Annotated in this window: 19 protein-coding genes and 1 pseudogene; 3 read left to right on the top strand and 17 right to left on the bottom strand. The window is 51.7% G+C overall.

Going from position 1 to position 22,232, the window contains the following annotated elements; translation table 11 throughout:
- Positions 1–8: 8 nt before the first annotated feature.
- From HP435_RS14830 to HP435_RS14800, 7 genes are all read right to left on the bottom strand, one after another.
- Positions 9–1,748 carry an ABC transporter ATP-binding protein gene (locus tag HP435_RS14830; protein ID WP_173599349.1) on the bottom strand — a complete coding sequence of 580 codons (1,740 nt, stop codon included), beginning with the start codon at positions 1,746–1,748 and terminating at the stop codon, positions 9–11.
- Positions 1,729–3,579, bottom strand: coding sequence for an ABC transporter ATP-binding protein (locus HP435_RS14825; protein ID WP_217365742.1), 1,851 nt, complete (start codon positions 3,577–3,579; stop codon positions 1,729–1,731). The genes HP435_RS14830 and HP435_RS14825 overlap by 20 nt, the downstream gene beginning before the upstream one ends.
- 125 nt (positions 3,580–3,704) lie before the next feature.
- A complete protein-coding gene (locus HP435_RS14820) occupies positions 3,705–4,913 on the bottom strand; it encodes an MFS transporter (RefSeq protein ID WP_122966825.1) in 1,209 nt (402 codons plus the stop codon).
- Positions 4,914–5,111: 198 nt separating this feature from the next.
- The gene (locus HP435_RS14815) at positions 5,112–6,065 is read right to left on the bottom strand and encodes an ABC transporter substrate-binding protein (RefSeq protein WP_122966826.1); all 954 of its coding nucleotides are present in this window, start codon (positions 6,063–6,065) and stop codon (positions 5,112–5,114) included.
- Between the two features lie 205 nt (positions 6,066–6,270).
- The gene (locus HP435_RS14810; RefSeq protein WP_229049676.1) at positions 6,271–7,203 is read right to left on the bottom strand and encodes a CsxC family protein; all 933 of its coding nucleotides are present in this window, start codon (positions 7,201–7,203) and stop codon (positions 6,271–6,273) included.
- 294 nt (positions 7,204–7,497) lie between these two features.
- Positions 7,498–8,484, bottom strand: coding sequence for a hypothetical protein (locus HP435_RS14805; protein ID WP_173599348.1), 987 nt, complete (start codon positions 8,482–8,484; stop codon positions 7,498–7,500).
- Between the two features lie 164 nt (positions 8,485–8,648).
- Positions 8,649–9,290 (bottom strand): helix-turn-helix transcriptional regulator, encoded by a 642-nt coding sequence (locus HP435_RS14800; RefSeq protein WP_173597399.1) that lies wholly within the window; start codon positions 9,288–9,290, stop codon positions 8,649–8,651.
- A gap of 351 nt (positions 9,291–9,641) precedes the next feature.
- Here HP435_RS14800 and HP435_RS14795 point away from each other — a divergent pair, with 351 nt between their 5' ends.
- Complete coding sequence (locus tag HP435_RS14795; protein WP_173599347.1) at positions 9,642–10,385, top strand: EAL domain-containing protein; 744 nt, start codon at positions 9,642–9,644, stop codon at positions 10,383–10,385.
- Between the two features lie 68 nt (positions 10,386–10,453).
- Here HP435_RS14795 and HP435_RS14790 read toward each other — a convergent pair whose 3' ends face one another.
- The 6 genes and pseudogenes from HP435_RS14790 to HP435_RS14765 all read right to left on the bottom strand — a co-directional run.
- Positions 10,454–11,026 (bottom strand): hypothetical protein, encoded by a 573-nt coding sequence (locus tag HP435_RS14790; RefSeq protein WP_173597359.1) that lies wholly within the window; start codon positions 11,024–11,026, stop codon positions 10,454–10,456.
- Positions 11,027–11,155: 129 nt separating this feature from the next.
- Positions 11,156–11,563 (bottom strand): hypothetical protein, encoded by a 408-nt coding sequence (locus tag HP435_RS14785; protein ID WP_173599346.1) that lies wholly within the window; start codon positions 11,561–11,563, stop codon positions 11,156–11,158.
- A gap of 117 nt (positions 11,564–11,680) precedes the next feature.
- Positions 11,681–12,664 (bottom strand): ABC transporter substrate-binding protein, encoded by a 984-nt coding sequence (locus HP435_RS14780; RefSeq protein WP_173599345.1) that lies wholly within the window; start codon positions 12,662–12,664, stop codon positions 11,681–11,683.
- A gap of 113 nt (positions 12,665–12,777) precedes the next feature.
- A complete protein-coding gene (locus tag HP435_RS14775; protein ID WP_173599344.1) occupies positions 12,778–14,412 on the bottom strand; it encodes a helix-turn-helix domain-containing protein in 1,635 nt (544 codons plus the stop codon).
- 126 nt (positions 14,413–14,538) lie between these two features.
- Positions 14,539–16,491 (bottom strand): AraC family transcriptional regulator, encoded by a 1,953-nt coding sequence (locus HP435_RS14770; protein ID WP_173599343.1) that lies wholly within the window; start codon positions 16,489–16,491, stop codon positions 14,539–14,541.
- Positions 16,492–16,701: 210 nt separating this feature from the next.
- Positions 16,702–16,821: pseudogene (locus tag HP435_RS14765) on the bottom strand (small, acid-soluble spore protein, alpha/beta type); the annotation flags it as partial.
- Positions 16,822–16,981: 160 nt separating this feature from the next.
- On the opposite strand from HP435_RS14765, the gene HP435_RS14760 reads away from it, so the two are divergent.
- Positions 16,982–17,407 carry a VOC family protein gene (locus HP435_RS14760; RefSeq protein WP_173599342.1) on the top strand — a complete coding sequence of 142 codons (426 nt, stop codon included), beginning with the start codon at positions 16,982–16,984 and terminating at the stop codon, positions 17,405–17,407.
- A gap of 8 nt (positions 17,408–17,415) precedes the next feature.
- On the opposite strand, the gene HP435_RS14755 is transcribed toward HP435_RS14760, so the two are convergent.
- The 4 genes from HP435_RS14755 to HP435_RS14740 form a co-directional block, all read right to left on the bottom strand.
- Complete coding sequence (locus tag HP435_RS14755) at positions 17,416–17,703, bottom strand: hypothetical protein (protein ID WP_122966836.1); 288 nt, start codon at positions 17,701–17,703, stop codon at positions 17,416–17,418.
- Positions 17,704–17,716: 13 nt separating this feature from the next.
- Positions 17,717–18,250: a hypothetical protein gene (locus tag HP435_RS14750; protein WP_173599341.1), complete on the bottom strand. Its 534-nt coding sequence runs from the start codon at positions 18,248–18,250 to the stop codon at positions 17,717–17,719.
- Between the two features lie 115 nt (positions 18,251–18,365).
- Positions 18,366–18,824 carry a GreA/GreB family elongation factor gene (locus HP435_RS14745; RefSeq protein ID WP_173599340.1) on the bottom strand — a complete coding sequence of 153 codons (459 nt, stop codon included), beginning with the start codon at positions 18,822–18,824 and terminating at the stop codon, positions 18,366–18,368.
- Between the two features lie 166 nt (positions 18,825–18,990).
- Positions 18,991–20,766 carry a putative bifunctional diguanylate cyclase/phosphodiesterase gene (locus tag HP435_RS14740; protein ID WP_229049951.1) on the bottom strand — a complete coding sequence of 592 codons (1,776 nt, stop codon included), beginning with the start codon at positions 20,764–20,766 and terminating at the stop codon, positions 18,991–18,993.
- A 493-nt stretch (positions 20,767–21,259) separates the two neighbouring features.
- Here HP435_RS14740 and HP435_RS14735 point away from each other — a divergent pair, with 493 nt between their 5' ends.
- Positions 21,260–22,174: a tetratricopeptide repeat protein gene (locus tag HP435_RS14735; protein WP_173599339.1), complete on the top strand. Its 915-nt coding sequence runs from the start codon at positions 21,260–21,262 to the stop codon at positions 22,172–22,174.
- Positions 22,175–22,232 lie beyond the last annotated feature (58 nt).

The following is a 22,232-nucleotide window of genomic DNA, read 5'->3' as shown; positions in this document are numbered from 1 at the left end:
GATCCTTCTTACTTCACGCGCCAACCGTCGACCTCTTGCTGCAACCCCCACAAACGGGCGTACAGCCCGGATTTTTCCACCAATTCGCTGTGGGTCCCTTCCTCGGCAAGACGTCCTTGATCCAGCACGATGATTTTGTCCGCATGTTGAATGGTTTTCAGGCGATGGGCAATCAAAATGACCGTTTTGCTTTTGACCAGCTCGTTGATCGCTTGCTGGACAGCCGTTTCGTTCTCGGGATCAAGCGAGGCTGTCGCTTCGTCAAGCAGGACGATCGGAGCGTCTTTCAGCAACGCGCGGGCAATCGATATGCGCTGCTTTTCGCCGCCAGACAGAGTAGAACCACCTTCGCCAACAGGTGTAGCGTATCCTTGCGGCAATTGGGAAATAAATTCATGGCAGCAGGCGCGCCTGGCCGCCTCTTCAATCTCTGCCTGGGTCGCATCCATTTTGCCGATGCGAATGTTGTTGCCAATCGTGTCCTGGAACAAGTATACGTCCTGGAAAACCATTGACATCTGCTTGAGCAAAAATTCGGGGTCAGCCTTATGCACAGGCATGCCGCCGATGGTGATCGTTCCTTGCTGGACGTCCCAAAAGCGGGCGATCAGCCGGGTCACCGTACTTTTTCCGCTTCCGGACGGACCGACCAGCGCGGTAATCGTATTCGGCTGGATCGTAAAGGACAGCTCCTGCAAAACAGGATTGTTCTCGTCGTAGCCGAACGTCACCCGCTCAAAGACGATGGGCCCGTGCGGCTGAATGAGCGCCGTTCCCGGCTGTCGCTGTTCCGTCTGCACATCCATGATCCGCTGTGCGCTGTAAGCCGAGTAACGCATTTCTCCGTAGCTCATCAACACGACGGTCAACGGCTCGAACACGCGTGTCCCGATCAACAGAAACAGCAGAAAGACCGATAGCGACAAAGTTCCGCCCACAAGCAAATAACTGCCGACCAAAATCATGATCGTCATCCCGGAGCGCGTCAGCAAAAGCGCGCCCATGATCAGCGGCCCGACCAGCCCTTCCAGCCGGATAGAAGCCCGCATGAGCCGATCAAAGGCAAGCCGCAGGCGCTCAAAGCGCTTTCCGCCAGCATTGTGCGCTTTAATTTCGCGGATACCCGTCAAATATTCCTGGAGCCTGCTGGCCGCTTCATTTTTCGCCCGGACGTGACTCTCGCTGAGCCGGGCCTGCAACGAATCGGTCAGCCACAACAGCAGCGCACCGAACGGAAGCGCGACAAACATGGCAAGCGCCATTTTCCAGTCCAAAAAGGCAAGTCCGAGCAAAGCGAGCACAGGCAGCATGACTGCGCTGATCAGCTGCGGAACGTTGTGGGAAATCGTATGTTCGACCTGCGCGTAATCACTGAGCAGCAGGTTCGTCACGTCGCCGGGATCGCGTTTGCCAAAAAAGCCTAACGACAAATGACGCAAATGTTCGGCGAGCTTCATCCGCCCGGTGGCCGCCAAACGATAGGCTGCCGTGTACGATTTTTCGTACAGATGGGCATAGGTGACGTACGACACGATCAGCCAGACAAACAAAATGAGGCAGACGGTCCACAAGCGGGCAGTATCAAGCCCTGACTCCGGTTGGGCAAAGGAAAGGTAAATCGTCTGGAAAATGTCCACGAGCAAAGCGGCAGGAATGACTTTGGCAATCCCGTCCAGCAAGGCAGCAAAAGCAGCGGGCCACAAGCTCCGCACGTTGCCGCCGGAAATGTTAGTAAAGTACGGAAGCATTCGCTGGGGCCTCCCCTCTCATCTCGGGTTTGTGTGCGTCCGTATGGTTCGCGCCGAGCTTCCACGTAGCGGCGCTGACATGCGCTTGCCACATTTTCTCGTACAGGCCGTTTTGCTGGCGCAGCTCGTCGTGTGTCCCGCGCTCGACAATCTCGCCTTTGTTCACGACCAAAATTTGCTCCGCTGCGCGAATCGTCGACAGCCGATGGACAATCATGATCACGGTTTTGCCTTTCACCAACTCAATCAAGCCTTGCTGGATCTTTTTCTCGTTTTCCGCATCGGCGTAGGCGGTTGCCTCATCGAGAACCAAAATCGGGGCGTTTTTCAACAGCGCGCGGGCAATCGCGAGACGCTGGGCTTCGCCGCCGGACAAATACGTTCCCCCTTCGCCGATCTTTGTTTCGTAGCCGAGCGGCAGCTTTTCGATAAACTCATGGCAGCAAGCTGTTTTCGCCGCAGCAATAACCGCCTCCCTGGATGCGGACGTGTTCCCCATCCGGATGTTCGCTTCGATCGTATCGTAAAACAGGTGCACATCCTGAAACACAAACGACACGGTGTCCATCAGTTTTTCCGTGCCCATCTCCTGGATCGGGACACCGCCAATGCTAATCGTGCCCTCCTGGACGTCCCAAAAGCGCAAGAGCAAGTTGGCGATCGTCGATTTCCCCCCGCCGGAAGGCCCGACCAGCGCCGTCATTTCGCCCGCTTTGGCGAAGAAGTCGACGTTTTGCAAAATGGGCTTGTAGTCTTTGCTCTCCTTGTTTTCATAGGCGAAGGAGACGCGGTCGAAGGCGATGTCGTAAGCAACAGGGACGCGAGGAGCAGTTGGCTCCGCTACGATCGGCTCGGCAAACACCGCTGCAATCCGCTTGTTGCCTTCGATAATTTCCCGCAGCCCGCCCCCGACGTAAATCAGCCGCAGCAAAGGCACGGACAAGCTCGGCGTGATAATCAAAAACAGCGTAAACGTAATGGCAAACGCCTGATTCCCCGGCTGACCGCTCGCAAGCAAAATGCCGATCGGGACAATAAACGTAAACAAGGAGCTGACCAGCACGTAAAACAGGCTGTACGGCTTCTTGCACAGCGCCGTGATCCGCAGCGCAATGTCGCGATAGCTGCTCACCGCACGCTGGAAAGTCAAAAATTCATCCGCCTTGATCCCGAAAATTTTGACAGCGGGCATGCCGCGCACGTATTCCACGCCTGTCGCGTTCATTTCTTCCACGGCAAACTGATAATCGCGAAAAGCGTTTCGGCCGAGTTCACTTGTAAAAATGCGCGCCTGAACCCATAGACCGAAGACAACCGGGACGAGCAGCACGAGAGCAAGCAACCCATTGAGCCAAAACAAATACCCGATCATCAAAAGCGGGATCAAAATGGCTGTCACCATGTCAGGCAGCTGGTGGGCAATGAATTTCTCGATTTTTTCGACACTGACCTCGATCACTTTTTTCAACTCGCCTGTGGCCGTTTTCGTATGGTAGCCCATCGGGACTTTCGCCACGTGCTCGGCCAGCCGTACCCGCAACTGGTACAAAATTTGGAAGGCAGCCACATGGGAGCACATCAGCCCGACGTACAAGGTGAGCAAGGCGGCAACCAGCGCTACCAAAGCGGCGACGCCCCAATACGTGATCAGCTCCCTGTCGATCCCCGCAGGACTTTGCGCGTGCAAGAGCAGTTCTTCCACGATTTTGTACACGGCTACAAAGGGAGCAATTTGCAGGAGACTGGAAACCGTCGAAAGCAAGCTGGCCGCGGTCAGCAGCCCTTTTTTCTCTTTGGCGATTTGCAAGAGCCCGGACATTTCTGCTTTCATTTTTATACCCGACTCTCCTTTCCTGTCGCAGATGGTTGACGAGAATCATTATCATTGCATGGTAAAAAAGAAGGACCCGCCCCCCCACAGATGGTCAGAAGACAGGTCCTTCGGTGGTCCACTGCTTATTCCGAATGCTTCGTCGCCAGCACATTGGCTGACACAGGTGCGCCTTTGGAAGCGAACAGCGTGATCGCCATCAAAAGCACGACAATGGCAACGACACCAAAAGGCAAATGCCGCTCTACCTGGTACAGACTTGTGCTCAAGATCGGCGCAATTACAGCCGATATGCCTTGCACGGCTCCCACCAATCCGGCTACTCCGCCCTGCTGCTCGCGCAAAACGCTAAGCGAAGCGCCTGCCATAAAGCCTGGCATCATCAAGCCCGTACCTACACCAAATAAGAAGAACGCGATGTAAAAGCCGACAGCATGAATGAACAGCAGGAACAGCGCTACACCGCCAAGCACCAGCAAGGAACCGACGAGAATCAGCGAGCGCGGCTGCCATTTCGGATTTTTCATCTGCACCCCTTGGGTAATGATCATCGCGACTCCGCTCAGCATCATGCCCATGGAAAGCATCCGCGCCGTATCTGTTGTGGTCAAAAGCAGCTGATCCTGGAAATAAAACCCGCCGACGACTTGCAAGGTGACAATGCTCAGCATGGTGGCCATCCCTGCGAACAAGTACAGACGCAGTCCTTTTTGCAAAGGATTCAGCTTGGGCGGCTTGGTTGTCGCAACAACCGGCTTGTGCGGCGGAATCAAGAGAAGCACCACGATAAACGCGATCATCGGCAGCAGCGCCCCGATGTACAGCGGCCAAATCAGACCGATCAGGGCAAAAACTCCCGCGATCGCTGGCCCGAGGACAAGCCCCATTCCATTGGCAGCACCGATCAGCGCCATCCCGGACGACCTGTCCTTTTCCTCCGTCACATCAGCCATGTACGCTTGCGCCGAAGACGGAACGGCAGGAATGAACATGCCGACCATCGCCCGGGCCAAGATCAGCAGGAACACGAGCAGACCTCCGCTAATCAGCTTCGCAAGCCCTGCGTACATCGTGAGCGTAAACAGCACATAGGCGACGAACATTCCCAGAAAGCCTATTAAAATCACGGGCTTTCTGCCTTTTGTGTCGCTCCATTTCCCCCAAACGGGCGCCATGATCGCCATGGCTACGGAACCAAGTGAAATAATCAAACCGGAATGGGTTTCGCTCAATCCCAATTCACGAATCAATGGAGGCATGACAGGGGCGATGATCATCAAGCCAACCATTGCGACGAAGACGCTGAAAAAGACACTAATTCGTACTCGTCCCATGTTTTTACTCTACTCCTTTCGTCACTCCCTGCCCCTAATCTTATGGAAAAAGGCACGGTAGCCACTACCTAATGACGGAGAGATAATGCTGTAAAACGGATTTTTTCGCGAAATGATTTCATGCCGGAGCAAAAAACGGTACGGATTGGAACATGGTACACGCCATGGCTGTTAGTCCCGCCTGCTTTGCGGCTACTGCTACTGCTTCTGTCCGTGCACCTGCACGATCTGGTTGCCCAGCTTGTCCAACAATTGCATCCGGCCGATGGCTGTGTAGGAATAGTTGTAATTGTCTACGTTGCTGATTTTGTACACATTGCCTTTTTGCACCGCTTCTAAACTTTTCCACACCTTGCTGTCGCTCAGTTTGTTTTCGCTGTTTTCCATCAGTAACAAATGCTGTGGATGGAGGGCAGACAGCGCTTCCAGACTGATTTCGATTCCGCCCCAATGCTCCGGCGCAGGGATGCCCTCCGCTCGCTTGAGTCCCAAGTCGCTGTAGATCAGCTCGGCTGCCCCCGTTGACGAATAAATGACCAGATTTTGCGGATACGTTTCGACCACGACAAATGTTTCGTCTTTGAGAATCGGGCCGAGCTTTTGCTTCCATTCCGCTGTTTTTTTCGCATATTCGCTCAGCCACTGTTCCTTTTTCGGCTGCTGTTCAAACGTGTCTGCCAAAAAGTCCAACCGCTTGCGCCACTCGTAGTACGGGTGGGGAATTTTGATCGTCGGAGCCATTTTGGATAGCTGCTCGTACAAATTTTCGTTGAACAGCGGCCCCAATAAAATCAAGTCTGGCTCAACGGCCATGACGGCTTCCAGGCTGATCGGTTCGGCGTACCAACCGAGGTTGACTGTCTCTTTGGCCAGCCGCTCTTTGATCGTCGGAGAAAATTCGGCGCGGTTGCCATAGTCGATATTGCCCGTCGCGACAGGCTCCATCCCCAGCAAAAGCAGCTCCTCCGTCGACCCCGACAAATCGGCAATGCGTTTCGGCTGCAACGGGATGCTAACCTTCTCGCCCCCGGGATTCACGATTTCTTTTCGGGCGGCATTCCCCGCAGCCCCTTGGCCGCCTGCCTCCGGACTGGCGCAACCAGCCAGCAAGAACAGGCACGTGAGCGTTGCCATAACATGTACGAGCTTCATCTGTCTCTCCACTCCCTGGACGAACTGTTTTTACTCGCGACAAGCAGCGAAGTGCCGCCTCCGCGAGCCAAACATACTTTCTCATACCCGGAGCGTGGCGCGACAGTCAAATCGGGAGCCGGAGAAGACAAAAGCGGATTTTTGTTCTGTACAAACCAAAGACACCAACGGATGCGTCAGTGTCTTTACGTTTCTTGGCTGGCGGTTATTTGCAAGGGTAGTGCGGCGGTTTTGGCGGATTGATCACAGGCAAGGGAACTTGCTGATCTTGCAAAACTTTCAGCCCAAGATTGAGAACAATTTTTTCGCGTACGTGTGAAAAAGCATGCTCGTTGCATTTGACTTTACGCAAATCTTGCCCGATGTCCAGCTCGGTGAACTCGGAAAAGACCAGCTCACAGTACGGTTTTTCGTTGTAAAATTGGCGGTTGCCAAATAGCCCCATGTTCAACTGTGCTGCTGTGCCTGTCTTGTTGCCCAGCTCGCCGGAAGAGGTGAAATCGGGGATGAGCTGCAAGGATGGGCCAGATGTAGGGAACGTAATTCCTACGCAAAAGTCGAACGGAATCAGCGCGCTGATGTGGCGAATATCCCCGCATACGGCACTGCCCGAAACGTGGTCTGCTGTGGCATACTCAAGGTTTTTGCGGATGAAGCCGCTTCCGAACAGTTTGGCCGCGTACGGATTGAATGTCGGAACCAGCTCGCATTGCTCAAGAATGACGCTTTTCCACGCCCGGATGATTTCCAGCGCAGGTTTTTCCAATTGAATATCTGCTTCGACACAAACTACGACCGAGAGTTCTGCCAGGGTGACAGGCACTTTGATCGTTTTCGGAAAAGTAGTCGCTTCTGTGCTGGAGCCAAATACGCGTACATTGTCCACGCCGCAGGAATGGCCAGGCTTGCTGTGGCAATGATCCTTGTCATGCTTGTCTTTGTCCTTGTGGTCGTGGTCGCATTTGTACTCGTGCTTGTGCTCGTGTTTGTGCTTATGTTCGTGTTTATGCTCATGCTTGTGCTTGTCTTTGCATTCATGTTTGTCTTTGTGATCGTGTTTGTCATGCTTGTCGTGTTTGTCGTCGCAATGGTATTCAACCCGGAACTTGCAGTCTTTTGAATCGTCGTGTTTTCCCATTTGATTGATCGCCTCCTTTATCAGAGCATTGTCTTTCTCTTCATCATATGGCCTGGCCTTGGCAAACGACTTGGCTGTTGCCGAGCGTGATATACCCATTTTTTGCCTTTTGGAGCCGGCTTGTGATCGGATTGCTTGGGAGTTTTGGTTAACTAGGCAACTATTTGCTCAGCGATACTCCCTATGTACGAAAGACAAGCCGTGCACTTGCTGCTGCCAGCAAAGGGAAAAGCGGACTGGCTCCCTGCGCTTGCCGATCTGGCCTGCTGACCATGGCGAAGACAAGCCGTCACGTCAGTCTTGGCCTACGTGCCTGAGCGGAATCAGTTGTTTGCGGAACCACCAAATTCGCCCGCTGACGATCGCCACCCCGTTGTACTCGCTTGTGCCGGCTCCTTTTTTCATGAATGGCTCGGACATGAGGCTCGCCTTCCAATCGCCTGTTTCGATCCAGCTTTCCGTGCTGGCAAGCGGGCTGTTGTCGGGAAATGCTCCCGCTCCCTGCTTTTCCGAGGCAACCGGCGGGCGCAAAACCGTTGATGTAAAAGGCAGGCGCAGCGTCTCATGGGCGACTTTTCCCGCTTCGCTTGTCGTGCCAACGACGGTCAGCTCAAAATCTCCGCGCACCCAGACCACCCGCCCATTGCTCTCATGGCGCGTCTCCTGCACATCCAGCGAGATTTTCGGATGGATTTCCAGCCATTCCTGCTGCCAGTGGGCATGGATCGGGTGCACCCAGTTCACTTCCCACGCTTCTTCCAGAATCGAAACTTGCACATACGCATTTTCTCCCTGCTCGGTGTACGCTACATCCGCGAAAACAACCTGGCTGCTGCTGCCTGCGTTTGCCGCAGTCCCGGTTTCCTGTTGACCCCGTACTGGCGCTGTGACTGCGCTGCTGTCCGCCATGCGCAAAGGCTCGCTCGCAAGCAAGCTCGATGAATCGAGGTGCGGCAACTCTTCGAGAGGATCGGGAGCTGCCAGCGGCGTCCGTATTTTCGGCGGCTTGATGGGCGCTGTTTTTTTCCCGAAAGCTTTTCCAACCTTTCGCGCTTGGCGGGAAACGTCACTTGCAACGGGGCTTTGACTTTTGCTTTTCGCTGGAAGCTGGCGCTTGGGCCGCGGTGCTTCGTATTTGTCGACAGCCATGTCCTGCTTTGGCATGGATTGTTTGACACGCAAAAAGTTTTGCTGGTGGCTTTTTGGAGCGCGCCGCAGCTCTAGATGGTTTAAAAAGGGCGTTTTTCGCGCAGGTGTCCGCCTGGGTTGGGGCATAGCCATGTTTTCACCTCCTCTCCTTCTTGGTTGGCTCGCAAGTATGCTTCGCGTTTTTCGCTTTTTCGCCTTGCTATATCCATACGCCCGAGCTTTCGCTTGGGGAATAGTCGTCTGTCCTTTTCTGCCGCTGCCAACGCAAAAACTCATGCCTAATTTGGCATGAGCTTTCAAGTCTGTTGCTTTTTCGTCAAAAGGTAGCGGCAGCACGTCCCTCCTTCTGCGATGCATTCTGTCCGGTCGACTTGCGCGTCGTTGAACAGCGAAGCGAACAAGCTCCATTCGCACTGGCACGCTTGGGGAAACTCGCTGGCTACTCTCGCGATCGGGCAATTCGTTTCGATAAACGAGTAGACCCCGTCCGCCTTTTGTTCCAGCTTGACCATATAGCCGTCTGCATCCTGTAGCTTCGCTAACGTGTCAAGCCGCTCCTCGAACGATTGGCCTGCCATCTGCTCGCGATATTTTTGCTGGATGCGCTTCATCCTGCGTTCGAACAGCATCGCCACATGCGATTCGCCAAACAGCTCCTCCACATTTTCCATCAGCTCTGTCACCCATTCGTCGTAGTGCGTGGGAAACAATCGCTCGGACGCTGGCGTCAATTTGTACACAAAGACTGGACGCCCAATCCGTCTGCGCATGATGCTTGCCTCTACGTAATGCTCTCTATGTAAAAGATCCAAATGCTTGCGTACCGCGACCTTGGTCATTTGCAAGTGCTCCGCCAATTGCTGGACATCGACGGTCCCTTGCTTTTTCATGTACACCAACAGCTTTTGCCGGGTTGTCTGTTCGCGTGCCATCGCCATCCTGTTGCTCACGCTGTAACGCTTTCCGTTGTTTTTACGCCCAGGCACCGCCGTTCCCGTAGTTCGCAAACATACGACCGTTTTGGCAAAAGGAAAGCTCTCATTGGAAAATCCCTCCTGTTCGGATTGATGACAAGGACAGTTTACAAGAAGCAACGCGTTTTGTACATATACAAATATGTTTCCTTTGGTAAAAATAATTGCCGAACCGCCATTTGTATTGTAGAATGAGCTAAATTCCATTTTTTCCAAGTGAAAAAATCTTTCTCGGAGGAAAAACTCGGCTCCTCCATCGCTCCGCACGTTTGCACGGAGCCATGTCGATTCGCGATCAGGAGGGGAAAACGATTCATGGCTGAGTCAATGAAGCCGTCCACCTATTACGCTGCTTATCAGCCGCTCGTGGAGCTTGCGAACGGACAATGCTTCGGATACGAAGCGCTGCTGCGGTGCGCATCGAAGCAATCGCCTGAGCAGCTTTTTCAGACGGCGCGTCAAGCTGGTCAGTTGTACGAATTGGATACCGCCGCCATGCGCGGTGCTGTTTCATCTTATTTTGCGGAAATGCCTGCGGGGCGAAATGCGCCGTACTTGTTTGTCAATCTCTTTCCGTCTACCTTGCTGAATCCGCTCTTTCCACCTTTTTTGGACGAGCTTCTCGCTGCGTTTCCGGGCATCGCTCGCCGAATTGTACTGGAGATCAATGAAGCGGCCGAGGAGGACAAGATGTGGGATGTCCGACTGCTCGGCCAGAAAATCCGCGAGTTGCGCGCGTACGGCTTTTTGATCGCACTGGATGACGTAGGCTCGGGTGCAGCATCTTTGCGCAAAATCGTCGAATACGAGCCGGACGTGGTCAAGCTCGACCGCTATTTCGGCAGCCAGCTTGCCCACCATCCGAACAAGCAAAAGCTTGTCTCGCTGTTTGTTGATTTTTGTTTGGGACAATCGCAGTTGGTGCTGGAAGGGCTGGAGGAGTTTGATGATCTGGCGGCGGCAAAAGCTCTGGGGGTTCCTGTCGGGCAAGGCTTTTTGCTCGGGCGGCCCCGCTCGCTTGACCAGGCGGAGATGATAGGGAGCAATGCTGCGGTGTGAATGAATGGAAAAGGGAAAGGGAAAGCCCGCTGCCTGATGATCGGCGGCGGGCTTGACGGCGGAAGATGTCATGTGTCACGATTATTTTCCTCCAGTTTTCGCAGCATGGACTCGATATTTCGCAATTCCATCTGCTCGCTTTCGTGGCGAAGATCAGCGTATTCGTGCAGTCCTGTCATTTTGATTTTCCCTGCCGCAAAGAACGATTGAATCCGTCTTGCTTCTTCCTGGAGCAGTGCGCGCTGACGGTAACTGATCGTCAACTGCCCCTCAGCTCCACTGAGTAGAGCGTACGCCAAAGCCAGAAAGCGGAGAAAGCTGTATCCGTCACAATAGTCGTCATAGATCGTGTCCAAAGCAGTCGCGATATCATCATTCGTGCTTGCAACTATTTGCAAATTTTCTTTCAACCTGCGATTTTCCAGTTCCGGATACGGGATGACAGGCTCCAGCAGCTGCTTCAGGTCCAGTTCGATGTACGTTCCCCGATAGTCCAGGCTGATGAGTTGCAAATAAAACGGAGAGCCAAAATGCTCTTCAATGTCTGGATGCCCATAAACCCATTGCTCAAACTGTTCGATGGCGACCTTTCGTTTTAGCACATCGTTGAACATGATTTGCATATCCAGCAGTTGAGTCATGTCCTCCCTCCTTCCTTCTTGTATCGCCTCGCCTATACCTGCGCTCCCCTTTTGCCCAAAGAGATCGGTGCTTCATTTCTTTCCAACGCTCTTTGGTTGCGAAAAAACCTTCTCACCTACAACTGCCCCTCATTCGGAGCCAGAAATCTCGAATGTTGCCCGAACAAACACACCCTCGCTCTTTTCCCATGCAATCTGTTCTTTTGGGTCAACGTCCTTGATGGCAAACAGCTTTGTCCCTTTTTCCAAGTAGTTGGAGGCAATCGCTGCTTGCGCTGTTTGCTCGTCTCCTTCAAAAGCGTACTTCGCTTCTACGCTACCGATTTGTTCTCCAAGCTTTTCTTTGTCGATCCATTGCTCTTCGTTTTCATCATCGGCGATGACATACAAGCGATCTTCGACTTTCACAAAAGGATAGGGCCAGCTTGCGATTGCGCTTGTTGTGTTTGCGGAATCCGTCGTTGGGGAGTGGTTCGCACAGGCTGAAAGCAGGAAAGCGGAAAGGATCAGCCCTACTACGATCGCAGCTTTGCTCATTTCATCCGCTCCTTCCCCAAGCAATAAAAAAAGTGGGCGAATCTATCATATCACCCACGCACTGTACTTGGAAAATATTTCATTTTGAACACAACAAGCTTCGCCGTATCGAATCTATCATTTCTGCGCTTTCTTCTCGCCAAGTCTCTCCTGCAACATGCTTGCCACTTCTTTCACCTGCGCCTGCACCGCGATTGGATCATACGGCCAGAAGCGATCCGGGTTCAGCTTGAAAATGCGATTGTTCTTCACCGCATCGAGCGAGGCCCAGACAGGCGAGCTTTCATCGAACTCGGCTCCGCCAGATATGTCGAGAAAAATATAATCCCCGGCATACGCAGCGATTTTCTCGGTCGAGACACTTTGCGCGTCCACTTTTTTCTGAATCAGATCGGTGCGCACGCTCTCCGGAGGTGTCAAGCCGAGCTGCTGGTAAATCGCCTGGCCGCCCCGGTTCACACCATCGCCGTATATGTAAAACTCCTTGTCGAACGGCCCCATGATCGAAAAGGTTGTCCCTGCCGGAACCAATCCCGCGATCGAAGCTTTTGCCTGCTTCACGTCCTCGTCAAATGCGGCCAGCCAGTTGTCTGCTTCCTGCTCCTTGCCGAGCATCTGGCCGAACGCTTTCATTTCTTCATGCACCTCATGGTAGGTGCCATAAGGGATGACGATTGTCGGCGCGATTTTGCGATATTGCTCGTTCAGCTTTTCATCCCCGCCAACCGTCACAATCAGGTCAGGATTCAGCGCCAAAATTTTCTCGACCGAACCGCCATCGATCTGTCCGATATCCGCAATCCCTGCGGCCAAATCCTTGACATGCGGACTTTCGATTTCCCAGTACGGCGCTCCTACTGGTTTGACGCCAAATGCGAGAAATTGCGCCAAGTACCCTTGTGTGACGATTCGCTGCGGATTCGCTGGTATTTCGACATCCCCATGGACGGTTTTCACAATCCTGGTCTCTGGCTTAACTACTGGCGTCTCCTCTTGTTTTCCTGCATTCGGGACCGAATCTGCCGTACCGCAACCATGCAACATCACGGTCAGCCAAAGCAGGACGATCCCCCAGCCGATATCGTTTCTGCGCTTTTGCATATGCTCGTTCCTTTCTGATGATGTTGAGAATGATTCTCACAAACATCTTCATCGTACCTCGCCCCCTCTCTGCTGTCTATTTCCATTCGTGACATTTTCGTCATGGACAATGGTTACCTGCTTGCCAGGACAAGCGCTGTTGCTGCCAGCAGCTTGTCGACCATGATCTCGCGTTGTTTTTCCAAGGCGCGCGCGTCATTGCACCAAAAGTCTTCCAATGGCAAAGGGTACAGGCGGTGGCGTCCCGTTTTCAGCAATTCGCGCCAGCATGCTCGCGACCGGAAATGGTCGGTCAAAGCAAGATCGTCGCCCCCTTGCTCGCGGGGAATGACCACAAACATATGATCCGCGGCATAATCGGCGAGCTGCTCTTCCCGGATCAGCTTGTGGGCTTGTGGCCGCAAGACTTCATCGGCAATTTTCGGCGGAGGGGTCAGCTTCAAGCTGCTGTACAAGTTGTACGTTCCCCTGGTCGTCTGATTCCAGATGCAGATCGTGTTGTCTTCCCACAGCTCGTACAGCCCCACCGTTTCCTCCGGCTGGATCACGCCAGCGAGCTTGGCAGCCAAAGCCTCCGCCCGCGCCGTATAATGTTGCAGCCACGCCTCTGCTTCCTGCTCTTTGCCTGTCAATTTTCCGCAAAGCCGCACCGTTTCCAAGCGATCCAGCCGATCCCACGGGAGGACGAGCACAGGCGCGATCTGTTCCAGCCTGCGCAATTGCTCCAATTGATCGGGCACGTAATACAAATAATCCGGTGCAAGCACCATATCCGGCGATAGTTGCTCCCATTCCGCCACGCTCTGTATTTCTTCGACATTCCGCACCCCGTCCAGCTCCGCTGCAATCAACGGCGAGCTTTCCCACGGCGCAAACCGGGCAGCGATCGGCTTGATTCCGAGCGCGAGCAAGTCACCTGCAAACTGCAGGGCAACGATGCGCTGCGGCTTTGGCATCCGCCGATACGCGCTGGGGGAAGTGCCGATCACTTGCTTGAATTTGCGGCTCAAGTAAAAACCGTCTGCGTAGCCGACTTTCTCCGCGATTTCCTGAAGCGTCGCCTCGCTTGTCAACAGATGAAGCTTTGCCCGATCGAGCCTGACCCGCGTCAAATGCTCGGAAAAGCTGTGCCCGACCAGCTTTTGAAACTGACGCGAGAAATAGCTGGCGTCATAGCCTGACAGTTCCGCCAGTTGGGTACGGGTCAAGTTTTGGTCGTAATAGCGGTTCGTGAAGTCGAGGACATCGTGCATCGGATTTGCCGGATTGGCTGTTTGTGTCGACACAGCCCTGGCAAACAGGTCAAGCAGCTCGGCAAGCAGCCCGTGCTGACTTGCCTGATCGCTTGGATTACCGGAAGCGTTCGCGTTGCTTTTCACTAACTGCTCGACGATTGTGAAAGCCCGGAGCGGCAACGAGCCAACGCCCGCAACAGAGCCATGTGCCGGGAAGGTGCTGTGATCGACGAGATACGTCAGCTTGTCGATCGTTTCTTCCTCCAGACGGTATCCTTGAAAAAAGAGGAGAAACAGCGAGTCGACAGCCTGTTTCGCCCGTTTCATTTCGATGCGCTCGTTCGGGTGAACGAAAGCAAGCTGGCCTTTTGCCACCTCCTGCCACTGTTCCCCCATTCGCAGCTGTACCGGAGTGTCCGCCCAAATAAACAGTGGATAAGTTGGTACGAATGCTTGTCCGTTTTCGTTCAAGGAACAGCTCTCTACTTTTTTCACGACATACAGCCGCTTCATCTTCTCTCCTCCTCTTGCGGTGCGGCAGCATACTAGCCTCTCTCTGACGAATGCGCGAAAAGCTGCCCCCAAGGTCTGGCAGAGCCTGGCGACAGCTTTTCACTAGCTTATGAATTTGCAAAACGATTATTTTTTCGCCGCTTTCAACAAACTGTCGACGATGAAATCAAGCTGCTTGTCCAGCGAGTAAATATCGTTGTAGTACGACAAACCGAAGTCGATCTCGATCAGCCTGCCTTCCTTGATGGCCGGGATGCTGTTCCACACTTTGTTATCGGACAAGTCGACCATTCCTTCATACGCCGAACGGAACACAAAGTCACCCGCATATTGGGGCAGCACCTCAAACGAAACGCTTTCTGCTGTCGCTTCCCCAGATGGCTTGTCCAGTTTTGCCTGCACAATAGACGGGGCTTTCATTCCCAAGTATTCGTAGACGATTTGCGAGCCGCGCCCGTAGTCTTTGCTGCTGACTACGGACATATTGCCTTTTCCGCCCTCCATGATGCTCACCGTCTTGTCCAAAATGCCTGCTTCCCCCAACTTTTTCTTGCTCTCCGCTACTTTTGCGTGGAAGTCGGACAGCAGTTTCTTCGATTCGCCCTCCTTGCCCAGCACTTCGCCGAGCTTTTGCAGACGTTCTTCCACTGTCATGCGGTCAAACGGGATATACACAGTCGGCGCGACCCTTTCCATCATTTGGTAAATTTTCTCGGAAGGAGCAATGATCAGATCGGGATCAAGCGCCAAAACCGCCTCCGGATTGGGCTCGAACCAAGTTCCGAGCGTCTGGACACCCTCCAGCTCTTTTTCAAAAGCGGCTCCTTTCTGGACGTCAGAGATGCCGACTGGCTTTACGTTCAACGCGAGCACGTCTCCAAGCAAGTAAAAGACGACCACGCGCTGGGGATTGACTGGGATCTCCACGTCACCTTTGGCCGTAGAGACGATTTTTGTTGCCGGCTTTGCGCTTGGCTGGTTCGAGGTCGAAGCTGACGCTGCTGAGTTCACCTGCGGCTGTTCCGCACCCGGATTGGCCGTGCTTGTAGTAGTCGGTGCAGAGCAAGCGCCGAGGATCAGAGTCAGGCACACAAACAGGATGGTTGCCAAAGAAGATTTGTTGCTGTAGCGCATAGGTATGAATGTTCCCCCTTTATCGTGACGATGATGATAACCATTATCACTATAAACGCGGCTTCTACCTGCCTCAATGTCATATCGCGCCATTTTCGATGTCTCATCGCGCCTTGCCTGTTCCGTGCGATACCGGATCGGCGATGCTCCCGTGTACCGTTTGAACATTTTCGCAAAATAGTACCGATCCGGATAGCCGATCTCTTCGGCAATGTCCTGCAAACTGGCTTCTGTGCGCCTGAGCAGCTCCTTCGCTTTTTCCATCCGCAGCGAAATCATGTACTCGATCGGACTGCTGCCCGTCCGCTGCTTGAACAGTCTCGACAAATGGCGCGGACTGCTGTCCAACAGCTCGGCGAGCACTTCGAGCGAGAGCGGTTGCGCATAGTTTTCCTGGATATATCCGAGCGCCTGAGCAGCCAAATCATTCGGCTTACGCGACAACGATGGGTTGTGCATCTGCCGCAAAAGCTCGTAGACCACTTGATAAAAAAGCGCCCGCACATGAAAATGCTCCAGTCCGTTCCGTTTCTCCCATTCTTCGTGCATCAGCTGAATGTTTTGCAACAGACACACCGCTTTTTCCGGGAGAAAGCCGTAAGCAGCATCAAACGGCCTCTGCCGCTCCAGCATGGCGATCAGCTCCTGGTTCATCGGCAAAGGGAGCAGCGCTTTGTAGTAGATCACATAATATTCAAAAGCGTCCTCCAGCGGACAAATCTGCAGCCTGGCGCCTTTTCCGCCGTGGAGCATGTAAAAGCGCTGGGCCGAATGCTTCTGTCCATCGAGCCAAATCTCGGCTCTCCCTTTGGTCGCAAATAAAAAGCTGCTGGCCGGAAGCTGCCAGGCACGGCTTGCCTCTTCCCGAAACAAAGCCAAGTAACGAACGTCCAATATTTTCAGAGAAGCATGGTTCCAAAGCACAAATGATTCACTGACCCGCATCGCAGCTGCTCACTCCTTCAACCTGTTTGCGATACGCCGCTAGCTGGCTGTATTTGGCTTCATTATATATGAAAATGGTTCTCATTATCAACGGTTGCCCGCTGCCTTCGCCTTCCCCTTCACCTGTTGCCCAAACAGAAAAAGCGATCCCCTCAGCCAGTGTGCCAGCTTGCGAGATCGCCTTTTTCCGTATGTGATGTTGGAAGGAAGCTACGGGCGGAACAGTTGCTGCTCGGCGAATTGCACGAGCCGCTTGGTCATTTCGCCACCGACCGAACCATTTTGACGCGATGTTGTCTCGGCACCCAAAACGACACCAAACTCGGCTGCACAAGCGGGTACAACCACCAAAACAGAAAAAACAGCAGGACAACGATAGGTATAACAATCATGATATCTGTTCCTCCTGTGCGTCCTCCACGTATATTTGCCAGCAAACGACCCCATCCTAAAAGATGGTTGGAAAAATTATGTAGAGAGGATATGAATTATGCCGATACACGCTTACCTTAACTTCAATGGAAACTGCCGGGAAGCTGTCCTGTTTTACGCGCAAGTTTTCGGCACGGAACCCCCGCAAATCATGACCTTTGGCGATACGCCGCCCGATCCGAACTTCCAGATGCCGGAAGAGGCGAAAAACCGCGTCATGCATACGCACCTCGTCCTCGCTGGCAGCCGGGTGATGTTTTCCGACGTCTTTCCAGGAATGCCGTATGTCGCTGGGACAAACATCAGCCTGGCGATCATCAGCGAAAATCTCGACGAGCTGAAAGACTACTTCGCCAAGCTGAAAGAAGGCGGCAACGTCCGCATGGAGCTGCAGGAAACGTTTTGGAGCAAATGCTACGGAAGTGTCGTCGACAAATTTGGGATCGAGTGGCAGTTCAATTACGAAGATTGCCCGACGGAGTAGACAGAGGATCAAGCTTTATCCTCTGTCTCTTTTTTTGCAATCGCGCCAAACGCCACGCGGGAAGATAGCTCCTTCACATTCAACTCACCATAGGCATTGATTACATCCGGCACATACTCCTTTGTCAACTGCATCGCCTTGAAAATCTGCTCTTTTTCTTCTGTGGAAAAGTGTATCACGCTTTCCCCGCACAGCTCGCAAAAAAGCTGCCAGCCAAGCTCTGTCTGCTTCAAGCTATGCAGCAAATCATACTCTCCAGCGCAGTTGCAAGCAGGGCACGCCGCTCGAAACGCCATCGCTTTACCCTCCTTATTTCAGTTGAGAGATCATCTCGATCAGCCGGGAAACAGCATCAGCGATTTCCTCGTTTTCTTGCGCGACTCTCTCGAAGGTCGGTACTGCTTCTTGCAAAAGCAGATAACTGTAGTAATAGTAGCTGGAAAACGGCAACTCGGCATATCCCGCCGGCTCTTCTTCCCAGGCTTCCTCGTCCTCCTCTTCATCCTCCGGCCATAAATACGCCTCGTCCAAAAGCATCGTCATATCCGGAACATGGACAGCATCCGCGAGTGGATGCCCTTCCAGCGCCTCCACCACCGCTTTGTACAGCACGATTTCGTTCAAGCTTACCTCGCTTGGCTGCTTTGTTTTCAACTGCTGCAACAAAACAGACAAAACCCATGGCGTAACTTGCCATAGCGTACCCTGATGCTCAATGAGCTGGCCGATTTCGCCGTAAGCGCCCTGCTCGATCAAGGCAGGCAGCTCTGTTCCTCTCCCGTAAGGCGTGGTCAAGCGTTGCCATGGAATTTGCACGCCCTCTTTGTTTGCTTCTGTTGTCATCTGATCCCTTTCCTCCCTCATCATCGAAAATGATCTTCCCTCATTGGAAAAGAAAAGACACTAACCGAGACGTTAGCGCCTTTCCTCTTCACTTTTCAAGCTGTTTTCACGCCGTCTACTGTGCTGAAAAATCACTCATATATGTAAAGCTTATCTCCCGCACATGCACCTGCTGCTTGCCGACCGGGCTCTCCAGAACAACGGAATCCCGCGGAGCAGCCATGAGCAGCTGCCTGCCAATGGGCGACAAGAATGAGATTCTGTTGTTATCCGGATCAATATCTGTGGGATAGACCACAGTGAATGATTCCTCAAAGTCATCCTCTTCAAATAAAACTTTCACACTGCTGCCGAGCAAAGTAACAGCTTTCAGCGACGTGAACAGCTCGCTGTCGTCTTTGGCGAGCAGTTGTTCCAGCGTCTGCTTGTAGCGCTGGATCATTTCGTCTACCGTTTGTTTTTCTTTTCCATACTCACGCACATAATGGTCAAAAAAGAGCGAATATTGCTCATCGAAAAAAACAAGCTGGTTGATCAAATGTTTTCTCGTACCTTGCAAAATACTAGGGTTCATAATAAATGTCACCCCCCAGTTGTTTTTCATAGACGAGTTTGATGAACGCTTGGTTCTCCCTCATGGAAAATACCTCCTTAGAAAAATAGCCCCCGAAGGGACTCAAGTTTATTGTATCAGGAATTGCAAGATGATTCCATTCCATGCATCCTGTGGAAAGTCGTCTTTACAAAAGCGTTTGTCTGTAAGGGACGAAGAAAGTCTCCTCGACTTCGGTTGCCGGCAATGGTCGGCTGAAGTAATAGCCTTGGATTTCCTTGCAAGCATTTTCCGTGAGAAAATCCAGTTGGCCCTTGGTTTCGATTCCTTCCGCGATGACGTCCATATTCAAATGCTTCGCCATCGAGATAATGGTGGCGACAATCGCTTGGTCGCTCGTATTTTGCGTGATGTCGGTAATGAACGAGCGATCGATCTTGAGTTTGTGAATCGGCAGCAATTTCAAATAGCTGAGGGAGCTGTATCCTGTTCCAAAGTCGTCCAGACTGATCTTGACGCCAAAGTCGTTCAGCTTGTTGAGAATTTCCGTGGACAAATCCGCGTCCATCATCATGCTCTCGGTAATTTCCAGCTCCAAATACTTCGCTTCCAGCCCGGTTTCCTGCAAAATATCGCGGATGTATTCCACCAGATTCGCTTGATGGAACTGGCGCGAGGACAAATTGACCGATACGGGAATCAGCGGGCCTCCTGCGGAATGCCACTTTTTCATTTGCTTGCACGCTTCTCTGAGCGTCCATGTCCCGATATCGTAAATCAGTCCGGTTTCTTCTGCCACTGGAATGAAGATGCCTGGCGACAGCATGCCCTTCGCCGGGTGATTCCAGCGAACCAACGCCTCTACCCCGATAATTTCATTGCTCGACGCACGTACTTGCGGCTGGTAGTACAAAATAAATTCATTTTGCTTGACGGCTTTGCGCAAATCGCTTTCCAGCTCAATCCGCAAGAGCAACTGGTTGTCCAGTTCATTCGAGAAAAACTGAAAGCCGTTTTTGCCGTTTTTCTTCACCTCGTACATGGCGGTGTCGGCATTTTTCAATAGCTGCTCCACGCCTGTTCCGTGATCGGGATAGACGGCGATCCCGATGCTGGCTGAGACGTAGTAATCATTGCTTTGCAGACGATACGGAATCTCGATCTCTTTGACGACTTGCGTAGCCAACTCGGCAAACGCCTGATCAGACTGCACATTTTTGCAAATCAGGGTGAACTCGTCTCCGCCCATCCGTGCGATGACAACGTCGAATCCTGCCGTGCTTTTGCGAATCCGGTTGCTCACCTCTTGCAAAAAGCGGTCTCCGTAGGTGTGTCCGAGAGAGTCATTGATCATTTTGAAGCGGTCGATATCCAGCACGAGAACAGCAAAACGGGAGTCGGCCTCCGCACTTTGGTCGATTGTTTCCTGGAGGGATTGGTGCAGCATTCTCCGGTTCGGCAATCCAGTCAAATCGTCATGGAGCGCCTGGTATTCAATAATGACTTTTGCCCGCTGTTCTTCCTCGCGCGTCTGTTTTTCGTACGCTTCCAGCACGAGTTGTTGTTCAAAGCTGAGCAGCTTCGTCACCGCTTGTGCGAGGGCGGGGCAGTCGGGATGCGTGTCTTTCAAGTCATCGACGATTCGCAGCAAGGCACTAAGCAGATTTTGAAAAGATCCCATATACCACTTCGGCGGCAGCCCGATTTTTTGGTGAACCATGGCAATCCGCATCCGTTTTTCGATAAACGCTTCATCAATGTAGCCGTCGAACATCTCGATCAGATGGTTGGACAGCGTTTGACGAAGGCGGTTCACTGTCGTATGGCTGGTGATGATTTCTTTGAGCGAATCGACATGAAGGATCGCTTCATAAAAAGAAGCCGTGATGTGCTCAATTTGTGCCACGACCAAAGGACGCAGCCCTGCGATCAGCTCCAGGTCCCTTTGCGTCAAATTGATCATGTTCATTTGCGCCAAAACTTCTGGATTCCCCTCTAAAGAGATGCGGGAAAAATCGTCGTGTGAGAAATGCTCCATTCCACAAAACTCCTTTGCTGCCTGAACCATATCATTTCTGGACTCATGCCGTATTGTCTTGCCTATCTTTTCGACACCATTCAACAAATTCCTCCCGATTTCTTCCCATGTTTATCCATTCGTGGAACTAGATTGTTACAAAATGACAAAAATAAAAAGAAATCAGCAAAATGGCGTGCAGACTTCTTTTTAACGGGTTCCGTATGGGAGTAGAAAATTGAAATGAACAAATAAAACAACATGCGATTTCGGAGTATGATTCGCATGCTGTTTTCGTTTCTAAATTCAAACAAATTCAGGGTATAATTGGAGCTGTAACGAACGCAATCATAAAATAAGCAATTTGGGTAACTGGTGGGCATGTAGTAATTACCTGCTTTACATTCAATTACTACTATATTAAAGGGGAAAATGTTCGTTGAGTACTAATCAAAAAGCGATCGAATGTCTAGAAAGACATGAATATGAAGAAGCCTTCAGACTTTTCCATGAAGCAGTAAGAGAATCACGTAATGTTCAGTCATTAAATAACCTTGCATGGATATATTTACATGAGGAGTGCGACAAGGAAACAGCCATGAAATTAATCAAAGAGGCTATTGCACTATCTCCCTCATCCCATTTCCCCTATAACATACTAGCGGAAATTTATATCGAAAAGGAAATGTGGAAACAAGCCTCAGATGTATTGTGCCAATCCATATTAATTCACCCCTCGAATGAAGCTTATAATAATTTGGCAGTTGCGAAATATCATCTTGGTCAGTTAGAAGAAGCTTCAGACTTTTTTCTTCAATGTTCAAGAAAATCCGATTACGCATTGTACAGCCATGTTAAATGCTTGAGTGAACTTGGGAGAAATGAAGAAGCGAAGAATAAATTAGACTCATTTTCTGAAGATGATGATGAATTTGTCGGAACTGTCGAAGTGGCCGAGTTATATCTTGAATTAAGTTGCTTTGAGGATTCTGTTCATTGGTTTGAAAAAGGTTGGAAAAACTATTGGAAAACACCAGACTGGGTTAGTCGGTATGTCTATGCATTGCTTAATACTAAAAATGCAACCCGCGCTCGTGACATCCTGAATGAAGTAATTCAACAAAAAGTTGAGGAAATAAAAGAAGCTTATGAAGATATATGTAACGAAGATTGGACCGAAAGTGATAAAGAAAAAAACATCAGGCAATTGATTGATGATAAAAAAGAATATGAGCAAATGTTTGAACAGATTTCATCTGGCTATATCCCCTCATTGAAATTTAATACTTCAATGAGCACGGGTTGTTACTTGTTCGGATGTAAACGACATAATCACCCAGAGTATCAAGAATAAATGAGCTACAATGTGGCAGCCCAATAACTGTTACTCATTTAAAAATAGTCTATATCCT

The sequence above is a fragment of the Brevibacillus sp. HD3.3A genome (genome assembly GCF_013284375.2).
Taxonomy (GTDB): Bacteria; Bacillota; Bacilli; order Brevibacillales; family Brevibacillaceae; genus Brevibacillus; species Brevibacillus parabrevis.
Note: the sequence above shows the minus strand (reverse complement) of the source record. Positions and strands in the feature narration are given on the sequence as shown.